The following is a 19,989-nucleotide window of genomic DNA, read 5'->3' on the forward strand; positions in this document are numbered from 1 at the left end:
CTGTTATTATATCTTATAAAAAATTATTTCAATATTCTGTGCAAATTATTAATCTTTAGCGATGAGGAAAATTAAGATAAAGTTTAGTGATGAGTCTATCAAGTTCTTACTGAAATCTCAACGGCAGGAGTTAACTCAACACTATATTTATAAACGATTTATTCCAAGGATAGATGATTTTTATAATCAACGTCTTTTAGAAATGATTGCTAATGATGAGTTGACTCATCATAATTATTTAAAAAGGCTTACAGCAAGGGATGTAAAACCGAATATTTTCAAAATCATCTGGTATATTTTTATGTCCTATGTTTTTGGTATTTCGTTTATTCTAAAACTGATGGAAAGAAAAGAAATGTACGGGAGAATAAGATATAAAAAGTTCCGGTACAAAGTAGATGAGGTAGGCCGAATAATAAAAGATGAGTACTGGCACGAGATAAAGTTACTTGATATTCTTAACGAAGCAAAAATCAGATTCCTAAGTTCAATCTTAACTATATTAAATGATGCAATGGCGGGAATAACAGCTATTTTACTGGGATTAACCATGGTTTTGATGGATAGTAGACTAATTGCAGCTGTTTTTCTTTCAATCGGGTTTGCGGTTGCTATATCAATGATTTCATCTGATATGTTGAAAAGAAAGAAAGAAAGATTTGAGAAAAAGACTTCCTTAAAGATGATTTTATTAAAGGGTATTTTTTATATAATTACTATTGCATTTTTGATTATTCCATTTTTGATAATTAAAAATCCACTTATTGCTCTAGCTGTTGCCGTTCTTCTTATCGTTTTTGTAATTGATGTTTTCAATTTCTATATCTCAGTTGTTGAAAATAAAAATTTTAAACGACAGTTTACAGAAACAATCTTGTTAAACTTGTCCGTAGGTACTATTAGTTTGGTGATCGGGTTTGTAATCAGAAGAATTTTTAGTATAAATGTTTAATTTATTTCCTTTCCAACTCGATAAATATAAAATTGCCCGATAGTTGTAACCATAATATAACAATTAATATCAAAAAGTTGAGATTTTTGGTGTTCAAATAAATGTAAAAAAAACGGAGGTACGGAGATGTTTTTAAGAGAAGATGATAAGGAATTCGTAAAGGGCAAACTTAGTCAAATGGATTCCAGGGTAAAAATAGTATATTTTACACAGGAACTCGAATGCCAGTTTTGCAAGGAGACTAGACAACTTTTGGAGGAGATAGTTGAACTCTCGGATAAGCTTGACCTTGAAGTATTCAATTTCCAGATTGATAAGGATAAAGCTCAGAGGTATGGTATTGACAAAATTCCGGCAATCGCAATGGTAAAAGAGGATGGTATGGATTATGGCATTCGGTTTTATGGAATCCCAAGCGGTTATGAGTTCATGTCTCTGCTTGAAGATATTATTGATGTTTCAAATGGTGAGCATAGTTTCAATAAAGAACAGCTTGAAGAGATCACGTCAATTACAAAACCAGTTCATATTCAGGTGTTTGTCACACCGACCTGCCCCTACTGTCCATCTGCAGTAAGAATTGCCCACAGACTCGCTATAGCAAGTGATGAAATTAAAGCAGATATGGTTGAGGTTACTGAATTTCCGTACTTGGCTACAAAGTATAATGTCAGAGGTGTGCCTAAATCAATTATAAATGAATCGGTATCGATCGAAGGTGCAGTTCCTGAGAGTGTATTTATTTCAAAAGTAAAAGAAGCTGTTTCATGATCTTATTTTTTGATGGGGGAGATAGAATATTCTCCCCTTTTTGTTTTTTCACATCCGTAGTAAGTTAGTGAATGTTTCCCTTTTATTGCTTAATTTTTTATATGGTTGATATATCCAAGGAAAAACCACTTGTAGAAAAGGCGAAGGAAGGGAATAGGGCAGCTTTCGCAGAGCTCGTTAGACTTTATGGCGATAGAATTTATAGGCTAGCTTTAAGAATTACAGCTAATGAAAAGGATGCAGAAGATGTGTATCAGGATACTTTTTTGATGGCTTTTAAAAAAATTGACCAGTTCAAGAGAGATTCGTCCTTTTTCACATGGATTTATAGGATTGCGATTAATATGGCTTTTACGAAAATTAAACAGAGAAAGAAAAATTTTTATGAGGAGAGTCTGAATGAACCTGATTTTGATAGGATTGAGCTTAAGGAAACCGATTCATGGCAGGAAGTGGATATTTCAAAGCTTGATAGCGATAAATTTAAAAGGAAGTTAAATGAAACTCTTGAGAAATTACCGGAATTTTATAGAACAGTTTTTATATTGCGAGATTTACACGGATTATCTACGGAGCAGACAGCCAATATCCTCGGTATTACACCTTCAAATACCAAGGTGAGATTAATGAGGGCAAGGAGAATGTTGAAAAATGAATTGGAAGATTTTCTTAAGAAAGAAGGTATTATATGAAAAAAGAAAATCGCAATTATATGTTCAAAGATATATGTAAGTATCTTGGTGAAGATTTGGATTCTCTGCCCTGTAAATCTATAAAAAGGCATCTGGAAAAGTGTAAAAATTGTGAAATTTTTGTTGATAAGCTTAAGAAAATTGTAACTATTTATAAAAAGCTAGATGAGGAGATAAAGGTTCCTGAAAAAGCCAAAAGGGAGCTTTTTGCTAAAATAAATTTTAATCCAGAAGATTTTGAAAAGAATAATTTGTCCTAATGACACAATTGAAAGTATCATCACGTTCTATCCTTAACTTATAGGAGTCTTTGAAAAATTAAAAATAGCATGTGTAGTTTGTAGTGAGCCAGTATTTATAGGGTATGCTAAAGAGAGATAGTATCTAAAATCGGATATATTTTCGAATAGATATTAGGTATTTTGAGTGATTCGATTAGGAGGTAAAAAATGAAAGTTATAGTACAGCGAACAAGTGGCAATACTTTTATTGCAAAGGGGGAATCCAATCACTGGGTCGTAATGGATACAGATGAGAAATTTGGTGGTAATTCTGCCGGGAGTAAACCAGTAGAGCTATTACTAATGGCACTGGGTGGCTGCACAGGTATGGATATCGAAAGTCTTGTAAATAAAATGCGTACACCGGTGGATGATTTCAGAATAGAAATCGAGGGAGAAAGAGTCGATGAACATCCCAAAGTTTTTACGAGAATTGAAATAGTTTATAAGTTTTGGGGTAAGAATCTAAATGAGGATAACATTAAGAAAGCTGTTGAGCTTTCCCATACGAGATATTGTACAGTAAGTGCGATTCTAAAAAAGACTTGTGATATAAGTTATAGAATAGAGATAAATTCTGACTGATCTATTTTTCTTTTTCCTTCTCCTTAAGTTCTGCAATTTGTTTCCGATATTCTTCAACTTTATCTATATCTTTTTTCCTTTTTTCGAGTACTTTTAAAACCTCAAGTGCCTGATCGTAGAGTTTTTGTTTTATCAATACTTCCACAAGGGTAAAGGTGGGTACCGGTATTTTTAATTCCAGGGATTCTCTTTCATCAGAGGTTACTTCCTCTATCTCTGCACCCGGATGTCTTTCTTGCACTTTTACTTCTTCCACTTTTTCTTCTTTGAACACCTTCTTTTCTTTTTCTTCTAACTCAACCTCCGTTTTTTCTTCGATTTCTGTGGGTTTTTCTGTTTTTCCCTGCGCTTCTTTAGTGATTACCTCTTCTGGTTTTTCTGATGGTTCTTTTACTGCAGATTTTTCCTCCTCCTTTAATTGAGATTCTATCATTCTTTCGGTATCCTCTTCCTCGTGACTTTCAGCGAGTTCTATATCTTTAAATTCTTCTATATCAAGCGGACCCAATGAACCATAGGGTGCTGATTTTAATTTCTCAATTATTGAGGTAAGTCTGTCCTTACTCTGCGATGGTTGTGGTTTTTCAGTGGATTCATGTTCTTCTATCTCTTTTTTTTCTTCTATTTTCTTATTTATTTCTTCGGTTTCCTTTGTGATATCCTCTACAGGACCGAGATGTGCTTCCTCTTCTGGAATTACCTCTTTTTCAACAATGTCAAATGATGGTTCCCCTTCTATAGCTTCATCTTTTTCTTCTGTTTCAGTAGTTTTTAACTCACCTTCCTCTTCGTGAGTCTTCTTTTCTTCAAAATAATCTTTTTTTTCAAAGGGATTTAGTAATTTTATCCTTTCAAGATAATGTTCAGAATCTTTTTCGCTTAAGTTGTCAATGCCGTATTCTATAATATCATAGAGGGCATGTAGAAAATCTGGATCATATTTTATTGTTAATTTCAATTCCTCAATAGCATTATCAATATCGCCCTGTTTAAGTAAAACCTTTGATAAAACATAGTGACCATATGCATAATCTGGATGGTAATTTAATCCCTGATTCAAAATTTCCAGAGCCTGTTCTATATTATCTTGTTGTAACTCAAAATCTGCTATAATGGGAAAGGTTAAACTATCAGGATTTGATTCAAAGAATTTTATCAAATTTGCTTTTGTTTCTTCTTTCAATTTTTCCCCCATTTTTTTCAATGAAGTTTAAAGAAAAATATTAAAAAGGGAAATAGCTATTTGATTTTGCTGTCAAGGATGAATGTCACTGGGCCACAATTTACAAGATGAACATCCATCATAGCTCCAAATATACCATGTTCTACAGGGATATCATATTCAGATAATTTATCAATAAAATACTCATATAATTTTTTCGCCTTGTCTGGAGGAGCTGAATTTACAAAACTAGGTCTTCGACCTTTCTTCCAATCAGCACAAAGAGTGAATTGTGAGATTACCAAAATCTGACCATTGATATCCTTTATAGAAAGATTCATTTTGCCTTTATCATCATTAAAAATTCTAAAATAGGCTATTTTGTTGGCAAGGAAATCAGCGTCTTCTTCTTTATCATCGTGTAAGATTCCAAGGAGTATGACCAGTCCAAAATCTATTTTCGCTACTGTGTTTCCGTCAACTTCAACATAGGCATTTTTAGCTCTCTGGACAACAGAAATCATCCCTCAACCCATACATTGTTGTCACCATAAAGTTTTTTTAAATGTGTAAGTAGCTTCATACTGGGATCAACTTTTACTTTGTGGGATAAAATTACTACTTCACCATTACCTGGTTCAGTTAAGTGTAGATATAGTTCGCACTCACCTTTATAATTGTTGAGAAAATTAAACAGGTTTTCGACAAATATCTGATCAATTTCGCTTTTGTTTAGCCTGAGATGAAGACTACGAGTTTCCTCATCGATCAAATTATCAAGAGAGATAATCTTTTCTGCTATTATTTTAACGTTACCTTCAGTCTGTACACTTACCCTTCCATAGATAAAGACGGGTAGTTCCTCGACAATATAGTTCATAAAATCACTATAGGTTCTGCTGAATGCCATTACATCTATGGATCCGTTTAAACTCTCGAGTGTAAAAATTGCGTATGGTTGTTTATTTTTATCATATTTTATTTTTAAGTTAGTTATCAGTCCTCCAAGCTTAATAAAAGGTTCGTTAAAATCTTCAAGATCCTCAGTAAAATCATAGTTGGAGAAATTTTCTATTTCTTCTGCGTATTTAGATAAGGGGTGGCCTGATAAATACATACCAAGTAATTCCTTTTCATCCGATAGCATTTTCATATCATTCCATGGCTCAACTTCTGGCAACTGTGGTTCTGAAACAATCGCTGGTAGTCCATTTGATGCTGTTCCAAATAGACTTACCTGATTATTATTTTTTTCAGCTTGAATTTTCTGTGCATATTGAATTGCTGTATCTATGGATTCGTACTTTTGCGCTCTTGTTCCCTCCAAAGAGTCACATGCACCAGATAAGACCAGACTTTCGATTGTTTTTCTATTTACAATTTTGAGGTCTACTGAAGATACAAAATGAAAGAAACTCTTAAATTTGCCTTCTTTTTTTCTTGCTTTAACGATAGATGTTGCTGCCTTTTCTCCTACATTCTTTATAGCGTACAATCCGTATCTGATTGATTTACCATCGGTAGAGAAAAACACTTCGCTTTTATTAACGTCTGGCGGTAGTATTTCCAGCCCCATATGTTTAGCTTCATTAGAGAGAATAGTGATTCTATCTGTCTTGTCAATTTCGCTTGAAATATTTGATGTCATAAAGTATGCAGGATAGTGAGCTTTCAGATATGCTATTTTATAGGCGAGTACGGCATATGCTGTACTATGACTCTTGTTAAAACCGTACTCTGCAAATTTTTCTATTAATTTAAAAATTTCTATGGCTGTCTTTGTATCTATTCCGTTATTTATTGCCCCTTGAATAAAGTTATCCATCAAAGATTTCATTGTTTCTTTATCTTTTTTTGCCATTGCACGTCGCATGATGTCAGCTTTTGCCAGTGAGAATCCTGCTATTTTATTGGTAATCTGCATTACCTGTTCCTGATATACAATAATGCCGTAGGTCTCTTTTAATATTGGCTCAAGGCTTGGATGCAGGTATTCGATTTTTGATTTACCATGTTTTCTTCTGATAAATTCGTCGATCATCTGCATAGGACCAGGTCTGTGAAGTGCGTTCATTGCGATCAGGTCTTCAATACAGGTTGGTTTCAGCTTCATTAAGTATTTTCTCATTGAGGCTGATTCAAACTGGAAAACTCCAATTGTATTTCCTTCACCAAATAATTGAAATGTCTTTTCGTCATTTTCTGGAATTTTATCCATATCTAATTTTATTCCCTCTTTTTCCAGAAGCTTTAAGGTGCTATCAATTACAGTTAGATTTCTTAGACCGAGGAAGTCAACTTTTAGTAGCCCTATCTTATCTATATATTTCATCTCATATTGAGTAGTAATATCACCATTGGTTGATTTATATAGAGGGACATAATCGGTCAATTCTCCAGGGGCTATAACCACACCTGCAGCGTGTGTGGATGTATGTCTATTCATACCCTCGAGTGTTATAGATATTTCAAAGAGTTTCTTATGTAGCTCGTCAATCTCAGAAGCTCTTTTTAATTCAGGTATATCTTCAATGGCATCTTTTAGCTTTACTCCTGGACTCGCAGGTATAAGCTTTGCAATGCGATCAACCTCAGCAAGGGGGATACCCAACACTCTTCCAACATCTCTTATTACAGCTCGAGCTTTTAGTTTTCCAAAAGTAATAATATGAGTTACATTTTTCTCACCGTATTTTTTCTTTATGTAGTCAATTACCTCTCCCCGACGAACTTCACAAAAATCTATATCTATATCAGGCATTGAGACTCGTTCGGGATTCAGAAACCTTTCAAAAAGGAGATTAAATTTTAATGGATCTATATCAGTAATACCAAGTGCATACGCTACAAGGCTACCAGCTGCAGAACCTCTCCCTGGACCAACAGGTATATTTTTACTTTTGGCAAATTGTACGAAATTTTGAACGATTAAAAAGTAGCCTGTAAATCCCATGTTTTTGATGGTATTAAGTTCAAAATCAGCTCTTTCCTTTATCTCGGAAGAGATTTCACCGTATCTTTCACGTAACCCTTCGTAGACAAGTTTTTTGAGATATTCATCGGGATCGGTTATACCAGAATTTTCAGGTATTGTATACTCGGGTAGATAGACCTTCCCAATCTCAATTTCTAAATTGCATTCATCGGCAATTCTTAATGTATTTTCTAAAACCTCAAAATCGCCTGGAAAAAGCTTTTCCATTTCCTCGGGGGTTTTGACATAATATTCGTATGGTTCGTATTTTCTCCGGTTGGGATCACTTATTTCTTTCCCTGTTCCAATACAAAACAATGCATCATGGGCTTCCCAGTGTTCTTTTAGTGTATAGTGAGTATCGTTGGTTGCTACTCTCGGTATTCCGAGCTCTCTGGATAGTTTCTTGGATGCTTCATACCATACTTTTTCTTCCTGTAGAAAGTGGTTTTGCACTTCCAGATATAGTTGTCCATTGAAAATTTCCATGTATTCTCTGGCAACTCTTTTAGCATCATCATAGGAACCATTTATAGCATATTCCTGGATTTCTCCCTTTATGCAAGCTGTCAATGCGATTAAACCATCGCTGTATTTTTTCAAAATTTCCTTTGTTACGCAGGGCTTGTAATAAAATCCCTCAAGATAACCGTAAGTGGATATTTTTATTAGATTTTTATAGCCTGTTAAGTTTTCTGCAAGTAAAACAAGATGATTATAGTTGGGTCCTCTTGTAGCCCTGCTATTTTCATTTTTATTATCTTTTGAAACATATATTTCACAGCCGATGATTGGTTTTATGTTATTTGCCTTTGCAGTAGTATAGAGTTCAATTGCACTGAATAGATTACCGTGTTCTGTAATAGTGACAGCAGGCATACCAAGCTCTTTAACCCTATTAACAAGTGATTCCACCGTTTGTGCTGCATCAAGAAGGCTGTAATCGGTATGATTGTGAAGGTGAACGAACTCTGGCATTTTTTAAAATTTCCCAACGTAGATAGCAATCAAACCAAAGAATATATCGTATTTTAATAATGTTTGAAGCTTTCTACAATTCTTTGATGAAAAATTTCTATTGATAGAAACAATTGTATAAATAACAGCTGGTAGAATGAAAAGTATTATAGTAACAATGTAATAAATGCCGTAAATATTACTAAAGTAAGGGTAAAAGATTGTTATTGTCAGTAAAGTTAATACAATTGTTACTATTTTCGAAGACTTTTTCAACCCCAATATAGCAGGCAGTGTTCTTGCCCCTACTTTTGTATCTCCCTCGACATCCTCCATGTCCTTGATTATTTCTCTAGCAATGGTAAAAAAGAACGTAAGAAAGAATGGTATTATACCTTTATGATAGTCTCCGTAGACTTCGGTTGAAAAAATAAATGCGAGTCCAAGAATGAATGATACAACTATATTTCCAATTATTGGAAGTTTTTTAAATAGCAGACTATATCCAATCAGGGAAATAAGAGTTATGAGTATTATCATGAAAATTCGCCGATTCATTATTATAGTTGATAATGATGTGCTCGATATAAATAAAATGCAGGATAAAGTCAGTGCCTCAGTTTTTTTGACTCTTCCCGATGGTATAGGTCTTGATGGACGATTTATCTTGTCAATTTTATAATCACAATAATCGTTTAGGCTATTACCTGCTGCCATGAATAGCACAATAATCCCGGTAGCAATTAGGATTTTTTCTAGTGACGGAAGGCTGTCCATTATAAGGGCTGAGATTATTGCAGAAATACTTCCCTGGAGTAGGTTTAATGGTCTTGCCAGTTCTATATAAGAGGTGATTTTAGCCAATATTTTTTGCAATTATTCCCCTTGCTTCACCCGTATAATCAAAAATTGTTTCAATAACATTTAGGTTAGCCATCTCAAATATACTTTTTACATTTTTAAGTTGATAATCTCCACCAATTTCTACAACGATGTGGCCATTGTGTTTTAAAAATTTTTTATAAGAATTGGTGATTGCCTTATAGAAAATTAGCTCATCCTCCCCTGGATATAAAGCGATCTTTGGCTCCCATTGCTTAATCTCTTCTGGTAGATTTTCGTAATGATTATTTCCTATATAAGGTGGATTTGAGATGATGAGATCGAAAGTTTCATCAAGATCGCTATTTTTAAGAAAATTTTTCTCTATGAATCTTATTGAATCTTCAACTTTATTTAATTTTGCATTCTCTCTGGCAACTTTTAGAATATCAAGGGTGATATCGATTGCAGTAATCTGAGTGCCAGTACAATATTTTGCAATTGAAATCGCAATATTACCAGAACCAGTACCTATATCAAGCACTTTTGTTTTCCTATTTTTGAACTGTTTTAAAATTTCAATTGCCTTCTCCACAATAACCTCAGTATCGGAACGTGGAATTAATACCTTAGGTGTCACAATGAAGGGTAGTCCCATAAATTCTGTTTTCCCCAGTATATACTGGATGGGCTCTTTCTTCCCCCTTCGAGAGATGTAGTTTCTAATTTTTTCTACCTCATCTTTTGAGATTGGTCTATCAAAATTTAGATAAAGATCAATCCTGGATAATCCAAGAACGTTCTGGAGGATCCATTCAGATTCAATGCGAGCTGATTGTACGCCTTTAGATTTTAAATAATTTTCGGATAATTTTAATATTTCTATTAAAGTGCGAACCCGTAAACTATCATCCATAGTTTCAATTTAATGAAATATGAGTTTTATTACTATTTGTAATTTTATTTATTCTGTCTGTTGTAGTAATTCGTTATTATAAGCTATTCTCAATGCATCGATTAATTCATCAAGATCACCATCCATTATTTCATTTAATTTATATAAAGTAAGGTTTATCCTATGGTCGGTTACTCTGCCCTGAGGAAAATTATAAGTTCTGATTTTTGCACTTCTGTCTCCAGTGGAAATCATTGACCTTCTTTTTTCAGCCAGTTCTTTTTCCTGTTCTTCCTGTTTTAACTGCAAGAGTCTTGTCTTTAAAATCTTCATTGCTTTTTGTTTATTTCTGAATTGAGATTTTTCATCCTGGCATGTTACGACAATACCTGTAGGAATATGGGTTATTCTAACTGCTGTTTCTACTTTATTGACATGCTGACCACCATGTCCACTTGCTCTATAGGTATCGATTCTTAAATCATCCGGGTTTATATCTATATCAACGTCTTCTGCTTCTGGAAGGACTGCAACTGATGCTGCGGAAGTGTGTATTCTTCCACTTGTCTCGGTGATCGGGACTCTTTGAACTCGATGAACACCACTTTCGAATTTCATAGTTCCGTATATATCATCACCTGATAATAGAAATATGATTTCTTTATAACCGCCTATACCTGTTTCATTGCTGGATAGAACTTCTATATTCCATCCTTTTTTTTCTGCAAACTTTGTGTACATTCTGTAAAGGTCTGCTGCGAATATTGCTGCTTCTTCACCTCCTGTGCCTGCTCTAATTTCCACAACAGCATTGCGGCTATCATTTGGATCTTTAGGAAGGAGTAGTATTTTTAGTTCTTCTTTTAATTTTTCTTCTTTTTCTTCAAGTTTTGCAAGTTCTTCTTTTACCAGTGCTTTAAGTTCCGGGTCACCTTCTTGAAGAATTTCTCTATCTTCTTTGATTTGCTTTAATAGCTTGATATACTCTTTGCCCTTTTCGACAATTGGAAAAAGCCCTTTATGTTCCTTGGCAAGGGCTTTGAACTTTTCAGGATCGGAAGCAATTTCAGGATTTGATAATTGAGAGGAGATTTCATCATATCTTTTTATTATGCTGTTAATTTTTTCTTCAACCATATTTTACTCGATTGCTTTTGCAGTAAATTTTTTGCCGCTGTACTTCTCGAAATTATCGCCGAAGCTACTTTTAAGCGCCGTTATTGCTACTTCTAACTGATCATTACTGGGTTTATGTGTCGTAATTCTCTGAAGTGCCAGCCCGGGGAAAGATAAAATTTTAATAAATATGTTATTTTGATTTCTTGATGTTATTTTAAGAAGTTCATATGAAATACCCAACACAGGTAAAAGTAGTATAAAATGATAAAATAACCTGTTATAAATCGTAATATTTCCCTTAATTAGAATAATAATGGTATCAATAATTGCAAAGGTTACTATGGAAAATATTAGCATTACAAAAATAAAGCTCGTGCCACATCTGGGGTGATGGGTCGAGTATTTTTTCGCATTTTCTACATTCAATTCCTCTCCATTCTCGAAAGCAAATACTACCTGATGTTCAGCTCCGTGGTATTGAAATATTCTTTTTATATCCTTAAGAAAGTTTATAAATATTAGATAAGCTACAAAAAAACCAATTCGTAGAAGCCCCGAGCTCAGGTTAAAGAGAGCAGCCTTTTGTTCTATATTGAATAATTTGGTTGTAAGAAGTATAGGTAGGTAGAAAAAGAATACAAAGGCAACAACGATTGCAATAGAAAAAGATAGAAAGCTGTAGATTTTTTCTTTCAAACTTTCTTTTTTTATATCGGATTTTTCTTCAAAAACTTTGGCTGAAAATTGTAATGCTTCAAGTCCAATTTTTAGTGACTCATATAAAGAGATTATACCTCGAATTAAAGGTAGTGATAGGAATTTATATCTTTTTGTAAGGGATTTATAATCTTTTCTAATAGTTTCGATTTCGCCATTTGGATTTCTGACTGATACTGCGTATCCATCGGGTCCTCTCATCAAAACCCCTTCTATCACAGCCTGACCGCCAACTAAAATAGGTTCGTTCATTTTAAATTATCCTGATAGTTTGGATTTTATTGGTTGAAATTTATGTCTATCGGGTGCTAACCCTTGTTACTGTTTTCCTTGTTTAAATTGTATTTACGTAGAAATTTTTCAATTCTTCCTGCGGAATCGACAAGTTTTTGTTTGCCCGTGAAAAATGGGTGACAATTAGAACATATTTCCACTTTTATTTCAGACCTTATTGACCTTGTTATAAAGGTATTACCGCATGCACAGGTTACTTTACAAATTTTATATTCTGGATGTATTCCTTTCTTCATTTCCGTCCCTTCATTGTTTTAAAAGCTGTTGAATTTAATGAATTTATCTTGTTAAATGCAATATGGAAGAAGAAAGTGATTGAAAAATTCTCCTTAAAAATCATAGGAAAATGTGATTATTCTAAATTTATAATGAGGACCAAAACAGGGAATTCTTCAAAAAAGTTATGTGTAAATTTGGTAAAATGATCTATATCTGAGAATTATATAACTACATCTATATCAGAAGACATGGTTCCATAAAGCCTTAATCCCATATTTATCCACTCTTTATAAATTTTTATGTTATTATCAGATAAATTTTCTGGAATTTTTCCCGAACTTCCATGAAGGTTTACAAATAATGAAAATGAAATTAAGATTAAAAATATTTTAGTTTCATCATTTCCTCCCAATTTTATTTTTCAATTATAATTTTTCACTTACTGTCACAACCCGAAATGAACACCTCATACCCACTATTTTCTAATAATTGAAAGCTTTTATTTTTTGATATGCTATGCCATACATGTCATAAATGATTGTACCAACTATTGAAAGCTCTGATATTTCAAAAGCTACTCACATCCAAGGAATGAAAGGATCAGGATAATTTTGATATAGTTTATATCCAAGTAGAGTGTTTTGCCCTTTTTTATCCCCAATTTCTATTATTGAAAAATTTATTGTATAATTACCCTCATTATCGGAATAAGTTGAAAATGTATCTTTGTATTCATTTATAAAACTAACCTTTGCTCCTTGAATACCGATTTTAGAGTAACTATCAAGTACTTTACCTTTTACTATTACTGAAGTTTGTGGACGTGATTTGGCAATTAAAAGTATTGTAAAAGTGGCAATAGTTATTATTTTAAAGGAACGGCATACAAATAGATGTAATCTCCCCACTGAATTAATCACGAAGCTTATTTCCTTAATAACACTTCATTGTAAATATTTATTTATTACATTAAAGATTTTAATATCAAAATAATTTTATGTCAACTCCTTTCTTAATTTTTACTAAATTCTTTTAACATCCTTTATGCCATTAATCTATTTAAGATATTATAGCGATTATGTTAATTTAGTTACATATACATTCTGTATAATTTTGTTAGTTTAAATTAAATTTTTATAGATATATTGAATAATCGGCCAGTAGAACTTACTCTTGTATTAAACGTCACTTAAGTGTAATTTTACTTTTGATAGATTATGGTGTTTAAGGAATTTATTAAAATATGAGCAGTTTTTTAAAAAAGGTAAGAGTTCAGATACGCAATAAGATTCTTACCGGTGTTCTGGCGTTAATACCGATTGCTGTCACAATTTATCTGATAAGACTTTTTGTAGAGTTTTTTGATAATATAGTAAGTCCAATTATTGATCCTTATATTGGTTTTCATATACCAGGTCTAGGGATAGTAGTGTTCTTCATTATTCTTTATATCCTCGGACTCTTCGTATCCAATCTATTAGGTAAGAAGCTATTATTACTTATTGAAAAATGGTTGAATTACATACCTATTGCTGGAACGATTTACAGAACTGCAAAGCAGATTGTATATGCTTTTTCTGTTCAGGGAAAGGGTTTCGAAAAAGTAGTTTTTATAGAATACCCGAGGAGTGGAATTTGGACTATAGCTTTTGTTACTGGTGAATCAGTGGGAAAAGATGGCGCCGAATTTTATAACCTGTTTGTTCCGACAACACCTAATCCAACTTCTGGATGGGCTCTTTTTATTCCAAAGGAAGATGTCATCCCATCGGAGATGACCATTGAGCAGGGTTTAAAAGCATTGATATCTGGAGGTGCCGTCGCTCCTCAAAAAATGAGTTTTATAAGGAAAAATAAAAAGGGAAATGAATAACACCACAAAGCTCGAATATCTCGATGGGAGAAGATTCTTAATCAGTGTACTGGCTGGTGCCAATGAGGTATTCAATAGAAAAGATTATCTTGATAAAATAAATTATTTTCCTGTGCCTGATGGCGATACTGGAACTAATATTTCAGGTACCTTTCAGGGGATTGTTGAGCGCATTGGGTCGTGGAATATAAAGAAAATAGGCGAATCAATCAGTGAGGTGGCAAATATTTCACTGGAGACTGCCAGAGGTAATAGCGGTGTAATATTTGCTCAATATTTTCATGCACTGGCTAAGGAATTAAAAAATGAATTCAAGGTATCCACAGAAAAATTTGGTCTGGCTGTTAAAAATGCTATAAATAATGTTTATAGTGCAATTTCCGATCCCCGTGAGGGGACAATCCTGACAGTTATGAGGGAGTGGGCAGACTTCGTGTGTGAACAAAGCTCAAGGATAAAAGATTTTCCAACATTACTTTCCAGATCGCTGGAAATTGCAAAAATATCTTTACAGTCAACGCGATATAAAATAGAAGTACTAAGGAAAAACAATGTTGTTGATTCAGGAGCATTGGGATTTGTTCTATTTATAGAAGGTATAGTCAAATTTTTAAAAAGCGGCAGGATAAGTGATCTAAGGAAAATGAAGAAAGGGAATTTAGAAGTTGATATTAAGAGCTATGAGAATATTGATATTAATAGTATGAATTATAGATGGTGTACAGAGTGTATTATCAGCGGAGAGAACATTGATCATGAATTAATTAAGAATAAAATACGTGAATATGGTGACTCTGTTGTGGTTGCTGGTTCTGATGATAAAGTTCGTGTGCATATACATACCGATAACCCGGCAGGTGTGATGTACGCTCTAAAGGATTTTGGAGAGATAGTTTACCAGAAAGCCGATGATATGTATATGCAATATAAGGTAGCCCATAATCCCCATCCGGATGTTGCGATTGTTACTGATTCTGCTTGTGACCTGCCACAGAAAGTTATAGATAAATATATGATAAATACTGTTTCATTAAAGATATCTTTTGGGAATACGACCTATATTGATAAAGTGACAATTACTCCAAATATATTCTATAAAATGGTGGATTCGGCGAAAGATTATCCCGTTACGTCTCAACCTGCACCCGGCGACTTTTTAAACCTATTCGGGTTTTTACTTTCCCATTATAAATCAATTATTGGTATTTTTTTACCTGATAAGTTGAGTGGTACTTATCAGAATGCAGTGAAAGCATCTCAACATTATTCTGATGGAAGAATAACAATAATAGATTCAGGATTTGCTACAGCTGCGCAGGGTCATTTAGTAAAAATTGCCTCAGAGCTGGCATATGCGTGGGAAAAACATAAAGAAATCATAAAAGAAGTTAAGAAATCAAAGTCTCGAACGAGATTAATCGTTTATGTTGATACGTTCAAATATTTGATGAGGAGTGGGCGGGTCGACCCGATTAGAGGAATTATGGCAAAAATATTAAATGTAAAACCTATCCTTTCGTTAAATGGTGATGGGAGTGTAAGTCATATTGATAAAGCTTTTCTAAGGAAGACAGGTTTAAATAAACTAATCAAGCATACTATAAAGCTGATAAAAGGCAAGACTATAAGGGAAATTACAGTAATTCACGCTGATTGTATTAAGCTGGCAAGTTTTGTCAGGGATAGATTGATTTATCATTTAAAAGTTACGAATATAGAAATTTTACCTGCTACGCCAGCCCTTGGTGCCCATGCGGGAAGAGGAGCTGTCGGAGTAGCTATTACCTGGGTGTAGTATGATAGTGGTAATCTTAAATATTTTATTGGTTATGATAATTAGTTATATATGTGGTTCTTTCCCGACCAGCATTGTTGTAAGTAAACTGGCAAAGGGCATAGACATAAGAAATTATGGTTCAGGAAATGCTGGTGGAACAAATGTTTTTAGAGTGTTGGGATGGCAGTACGGAATTTTAGTATCTATAGTTGATATAGGGAAAGGAGTCATTGCAACTTTACTTGTCTCGCAAATTCGAATAGAACAACTTTCTTTTGAATGTGATATGCTTTTCAAAATAGTTGCAGGATTATCGGCAGTTATTGGTCACAGCTTCACAGTCTTTGCTGGGTTTCGGGGTGGAAAAGGCGTAGCTACAGGTGCGGGGATGCTTATATCATTAACACCTGTGGTTTTTATCGCCTGTTTGATAATCTTTGCACTGGTTTTATTTTCTACAGGGATAGTATCTGTAGCTTCAATCACAACTGCTATTTGCTTCCCTATAGCCTTAGTCCTATATTCAGTAATAAGGGGAGTGAGTATAGATCAGACACTCTTAATATTTAGTCTTGTAATTCCACTCTTTATCATCTTTACACACAGGCATAATATAATTCGAATATTCAGAGGACAAGAAAATAAATTTGAAAAAATAGCTATTATAAAAAATCTATTTAAGAAGCGAAAAATTACTTGAGATATTTTTTTACCTCTTTCATAAAGTCATCTTTGCTTCTTGCGCCTATCCATTGGTGTCTAACGATTCCATCCCTATCTATTAGAAAAGTAGTAGGAACTGCTCTGACGCCGCCATAACTGGTTGCAATAGTCATTATTTCTATATTTGAGCCTGTAACAAGGATATAATTTATTTTATACGATTCAGCGAATTTTTTTACCTGCTCTGGAGTACCTGAAGACGGTATAGTTATTCCTATAATTATAAGTCCGTCTTTTTTATGTTTCTCCTGAATGTTAATCAAATCAGGTATTTCCATCCTGCAGGGACCACACCATGAAGCCCAGAAGTTCAACATAACAACCTTCCCTTTAAAATCAGATAGCTTTACTTTATTTCCATTTAAATCATTAAGTTCAAAATCGGGTGCCTTTTTACCTATAATTTCCTGGGAATATGTGATATTTATTAAAAACACCATTGATAGTATAGCGAGTGCTATTATTCTAATACCGGTTGTTGATTTCAATATTAACATTTTAACCTCCCTGGTTTTTAATTAATGCCTTTTTCATTCTTTGTACGAATTTCTTGGGATCTTCAAATCCAAAGAGCCTTAGTTCTTTTATCTCTTTTCCTTCTGGTGAGATAAATATTATAGTTGGGACACCTTTTATGTCATACTTCTTTTTCAACTCCTTTTTAATCGGGTCATCCCCAATGGTTAAGTCTACTTTTATCAATGTAAAGTTTTTTGCCAAATTAATAACCCTTTCGTCAGTGAAGGTTATACTTTCAAGTTCCTTACAGGGGATACACCAATCTGCATAAAAATCTATGATAACGGGTTTCTTCCACTGTATTGATTGTTCCAAAATGGTTTCGTTATAATCAAACCATTCCAGTTTTTCTTTTTGCTCTACGGGTTTTATCATCCAACCGGAGATAAATATGAGAATGATAGCTATAATATTTTTTATGTAGTTGAAGGCTTTAGATTCAGGAGCAGTTTTATTAAAGAGAATTAAATAAATTCCAATTCCAAGTGCGTATAATGAGTAGATAAGTTTTGATAATGTGCTTCTTAGTAAGGGGGAAAGAAAGTATATTGCCATTGCTACTAATATGAATCCAAAAAACATTCTAATTCCAACCATCCATCTCCCAGACTTAGGTAAACTTGAAATTTTGCTGGAAAAGAAAGCGAGTATCATAAATGGTATTCCAAGACCAAGAGAAAGTGTAAAAAACATTGCAAACCCGATAAAGGGATTCCCAGTAGTAGCTACATAAGTCAACAGTCCGATTACAAAAGGACCGATACAGGGAGCAGCTACAAGTCCCATGGTCATTCCAATGAGTAAAGCTCCAAAATAACCCTCTCCAATATTTGCTCCCAGCCTCAAAATAAAAGCAGGTTGCTGTATTTCATAAAGACCAAACATACTTAGGGCAAGAGTAATCATAACAAGTGCAATAAAAACAAGTACTACTGGATTTGCAAGAAAACTGCCCAGCATTCCTCCTGTAAGAGCAGCGACAGTACCGAGTGTTGAATTTACGAGAGTCATTCCCATGATATATAAAAATGCCATAAGAAGCTTCTTCCCTTTTTTGCTTGCTGCCTGACCGCCGAAATAGCCTATGGTTATGGGAATAAGAGGATAGACGCAGGGTGTCAGATTAAGTCCAAGACCTCCAATGAAAATGAGAATCAAGCTTATAAGTAATCCTTTTTCTTCAATGCTGTCCATGAATGAGGAATTTTTGTTGTTTTTCTGTACACTTTTTGAAATGATTTGATTATCAAAATTTATGAAATATTCTTTATTTATATTTTCAAATTGGGATTCGTTATTCAAAATTGGGAGTGTTATACCAAACTCTACCTCTTCGGGTGGTTTGCATACCTGGTCATTACAACCCTGGTATTTCAAAGAGCCCTTTATCTTTAAGTTATTTTTTATGCTTCTATCTATTAATAGTATTGCATATACTGTATCTAACCCCTCATAGACTTTTAAAGGATTATTATAAAAGGGTGGTTCGATTTTCTTTGGGTGTGGATAAATGATTTTTTCTACTTTGAAATTGACCTCGTTAAAGTGGATTGAAGTTGGTATTAATAGTTCATCATCTGGACTCACTGAGTTGATATGCCAGCCTTCTTTTATGTCAAGTACTAAAGCGAGCATTAACTTTTTTCCTGGGATGACACCATTAGCATTGGGATAGAGTTTAATTTTAACCAATTGCGCTGAGGCAGATGTATAGAGAAAAATTAAAATTGCCATAAGCAGGATTGTTCTTATTGCCTTTTCCATATCCTTCTCCAGAGGCTTTTTCTCTTTTTTAGAACCTTTTTCAGCTCATCAATTTTTTCTTCTGCTTCCTTAATTCCAGCCTCTATAAATTCATAATATCTCATGAATTCACTCCAGTGAGCATCTTTCAAGTCAGGGTAAAATAGAAAATCAGCGTCTTTAATGATTTCGCTGGATAGAATGTTTCCTCGGATTGTTTCTGCCCTTGTTATAATGTCTATTATATTTGGATTTTTTAAAGGATTTAGTTCCTTAACGTTAACAGAGATTGCGATTACGAAATCAGCTCCCATCTTTCTAACAGCATGGACAGGCACTGGCTCTGTAACGCCACCATCTACTAGAACGCTTTCTTCTACTATCTCAGGGGGAACTATCCCGGGTATAGATGCACTGATTCTTACAGCCTTTCTTATATCGCCTTCTCTTATTACAACTGTTTTGCCACTTGAGATATCTGTTGCCACAGCTGCGAAAGGTATAGCTGTATCTTCAATGTTACCCTGATTTAAAAGTATTTTTAGCGCTTCTTCCAGTCGGTTTTTCTTTAATAGTCCGCTTCGTCTGGATGAGATTTCCATCGAAAATCTTTCCCACAATCCTTTATAAAGAAATTGAAGGAAGGATAATGTCTTTTCTGCTTTGACTTGTCTAGGTACAAAATGCTTTATCCCAAGTGATTTGTAATCATTTGATTCAAGGTATATCTGAATTCTATTAATAACACTATGAGCACTGGGATTCTGAGAATACATCGCTCCTATAATTGCTCCCATTGATGTTCCTGCTATAAAATCTATTGGTATTTTTTCTCTTTCCAGTACTTTAAGTACTCCTATGTGTGCTATACCTCTTGCACCACCTCCGCCAAGTGCTATTCCTATTTTCATTTT

The 19,989-nt window shown here is 33.9% G+C and carries 21 protein-coding genes; 8 read left to right on the forward strand and 13 right to left on the reverse strand.

Going from position 1 to position 19,989, the window contains the following annotated elements; genetic code table 11:
* The first annotated feature begins 61 nt into the window (after positions 1-61).
* From H0Z29_02150 to H0Z29_02170, 5 genes are all read left to right on the forward strand, one after another.
* Positions 62-952, forward strand: a complete 891-nt coding sequence (locus H0Z29_02150) for a rubrerythrin family protein (protein ID MBO8130299.1) — start codon at positions 62-64, stop codon at positions 950-952.
* Positions 953-1,078: 126 nt separating this feature from the next.
* A complete protein-coding gene (locus tag H0Z29_02155; GenBank protein MBO8130300.1) occupies positions 1,079-1,723 on the forward strand; it encodes a thioredoxin family protein in 645 nt (214 codons plus the stop codon).
* 71 nt (positions 1,724-1,794) lie between these two features.
* On the forward strand, positions 1,795-2,415 hold the full coding sequence (locus H0Z29_02160; protein ID MBO8130301.1) for a sigma-70 family RNA polymerase sigma factor: 621 nt from the start codon (positions 1,795-1,797) through the stop codon (positions 2,413-2,415).
* Positions 2,412-2,675: a hypothetical protein gene (locus H0Z29_02165; GenBank protein ID MBO8130302.1), complete on the forward strand. Its 264-nt coding sequence runs from the start codon at positions 2,412-2,414 to the stop codon at positions 2,673-2,675. The genes H0Z29_02160 and H0Z29_02165 overlap by 4 nt, the downstream gene beginning before the upstream one ends.
* Before the next feature lie 189 nt (positions 2,676-2,864).
* Positions 2,865-3,281 (forward strand): OsmC family protein, encoded by a 417-nt coding sequence (locus tag H0Z29_02170; GenBank protein ID MBO8130303.1) that lies wholly within the window; start codon positions 2,865-2,867, stop codon positions 3,279-3,281.
* Position 3,282: 1 nt separating this feature from the next.
* On the opposite strand, the gene H0Z29_02175 is transcribed toward H0Z29_02170, so the two are convergent.
* The 10 genes from H0Z29_02175 to H0Z29_02220 form a co-directional block, all read right to left on the reverse strand.
* A complete protein-coding gene (locus tag H0Z29_02175; protein MBO8130304.1) occupies positions 3,283-4,464 on the reverse strand; it encodes a tetratricopeptide repeat protein in 1,182 nt (393 codons plus the stop codon).
* A 56-nt stretch (positions 4,465-4,520) separates the two neighbouring features.
* The gene (locus H0Z29_02180; GenBank protein ID MBO8130305.1) at positions 4,521-4,967 is read right to left on the reverse strand and encodes a D-tyrosyl-tRNA(Tyr) deacylase; all 447 of its coding nucleotides are present in this window, start codon (positions 4,965-4,967) and stop codon (positions 4,521-4,523) included.
* Entirely contained in the window at positions 4,964-8,395 is a 3,432-nt protein-coding gene (gene dnaE, locus H0Z29_02185; GenBank protein ID MBO8130306.1) for a DNA polymerase III subunit alpha, read from the reverse strand. Before dnaE ends, H0Z29_02180 begins: the two co-directional genes overlap by 4 nt.
* Before the next feature lie 3 nt (positions 8,396-8,398).
* On the reverse strand, positions 8,399-9,250 hold the full coding sequence (locus tag H0Z29_02190) for a UbiA family prenyltransferase (protein MBO8130307.1): 852 nt from the start codon (positions 9,248-9,250) through the stop codon (positions 8,399-8,401).
* The gene (gene prmC, locus H0Z29_02195) at positions 9,231-10,112 is read right to left on the reverse strand and encodes a peptide chain release factor N(5)-glutamine methyltransferase (GenBank protein ID MBO8130308.1); all 882 of its coding nucleotides are present in this window, start codon (positions 10,110-10,112) and stop codon (positions 9,231-9,233) included. Before prmC ends, H0Z29_02190 begins: the two co-directional genes overlap by 20 nt.
* A 48-nt stretch (positions 10,113-10,160) precedes the next feature.
* Positions 10,161-11,228, reverse strand: coding sequence for a peptide chain release factor 1 (gene prfA / locus H0Z29_02200; protein ID MBO8130309.1), 1,068 nt, complete (start codon positions 11,226-11,228; stop codon positions 10,161-10,163).
* 3 nt (positions 11,229-11,231) lie between these two features.
* Complete coding sequence (locus H0Z29_02205; GenBank protein MBO8130310.1) at positions 11,232-12,179, reverse strand: DUF1385 domain-containing protein; 948 nt, start codon at positions 12,177-12,179, stop codon at positions 11,232-11,234.
* 56 nt (positions 12,180-12,235) lie between these two features.
* On the reverse strand, positions 12,236-12,457 hold the full coding sequence (gene rpmE / locus H0Z29_02210) for a 50S ribosomal protein L31 (protein MBO8130311.1): 222 nt from the start codon (positions 12,455-12,457) through the stop codon (positions 12,236-12,238).
* Positions 12,458-12,660: 203 nt separating this feature from the next.
* Complete coding sequence (locus H0Z29_02215; protein ID MBO8130312.1) at positions 12,661-12,852, reverse strand: hypothetical protein; 192 nt, start codon at positions 12,850-12,852, stop codon at positions 12,661-12,663.
* A 166-nt stretch (positions 12,853-13,018) separates the two neighbouring features.
* Complete coding sequence (locus tag H0Z29_02220) at positions 13,019-13,348, reverse strand: carboxypeptidase regulatory-like domain-containing protein (GenBank protein ID MBO8130313.1); 330 nt, start codon at positions 13,346-13,348, stop codon at positions 13,019-13,021.
* 335 nt (positions 13,349-13,683) lie between these two features.
* Here H0Z29_02220 and H0Z29_02225 point away from each other — a divergent pair, with 335 nt between their 5' ends.
* Genes H0Z29_02225 through plsY form a run of 3 tightly spaced genes read left to right on the forward strand, consistent with a single transcriptional unit; the run spans position 13,684 to position 16,790 of the window.
* Positions 13,684-14,313: a DUF502 domain-containing protein gene (locus H0Z29_02225; protein MBO8130314.1), complete on the forward strand. Its 630-nt coding sequence runs from the start codon at positions 13,684-13,686 to the stop codon at positions 14,311-14,313.
* Positions 14,306-16,108, forward strand: a complete 1,803-nt coding sequence (locus tag H0Z29_02230; GenBank protein ID MBO8130315.1) for a DegV family EDD domain-containing protein — start codon at positions 14,306-14,308, stop codon at positions 16,106-16,108. Before H0Z29_02225 ends, H0Z29_02230 begins: the two co-directional genes overlap by 8 nt.
* A 13-nt stretch (positions 16,109-16,121) precedes the next feature.
* The gene (gene plsY, locus H0Z29_02235) at positions 16,122-16,790 is read left to right on the forward strand and encodes a glycerol-3-phosphate 1-O-acyltransferase PlsY (protein MBO8130316.1); all 669 of its coding nucleotides are present in this window, start codon (positions 16,122-16,124) and stop codon (positions 16,788-16,790) included.
* Here plsY and H0Z29_02240 read toward each other — a convergent pair.
* The 3 genes from H0Z29_02240 to H0Z29_02250 are packed head-to-tail and all read right to left on the reverse strand — an operon-like array spanning position 16,783 to position 19,986.
* The gene (locus H0Z29_02240; protein ID MBO8130317.1) at positions 16,783-17,310 is read right to left on the reverse strand and encodes a TlpA family protein disulfide reductase; all 528 of its coding nucleotides are present in this window, start codon (positions 17,308-17,310) and stop codon (positions 16,783-16,785) included. The two genes, plsY and H0Z29_02240, sit on opposite strands and share 8 nt — an antisense overlap.
* A 1-nt stretch (position 17,311) precedes the next feature.
* Positions 17,312-19,096: a protein-disulfide reductase DsbD gene (gene dsbD, locus H0Z29_02245; GenBank protein ID MBO8130318.1), complete on the reverse strand. Its 1,785-nt coding sequence runs from the start codon at positions 19,094-19,096 to the stop codon at positions 17,312-17,314.
* A complete protein-coding gene (locus tag H0Z29_02250; GenBank protein MBO8130319.1) occupies positions 19,081-19,986 on the reverse strand; it encodes a patatin-like phospholipase family protein in 906 nt (301 codons plus the stop codon). The genes dsbD and H0Z29_02250 overlap by 16 nt, the downstream gene beginning before the upstream one ends.
* Between the last annotated feature and the right edge of the window lie 3 nt (positions 19,987-19,989).

It is taken from the genome of Candidatus Neomarinimicrobiota bacterium, from assembly GCA_017656425.1.
Taxonomy (GTDB): domain Bacteria; phylum Fidelibacterota; class UBA2242; order UBA2242; family B5-G15; genus JACDNV01.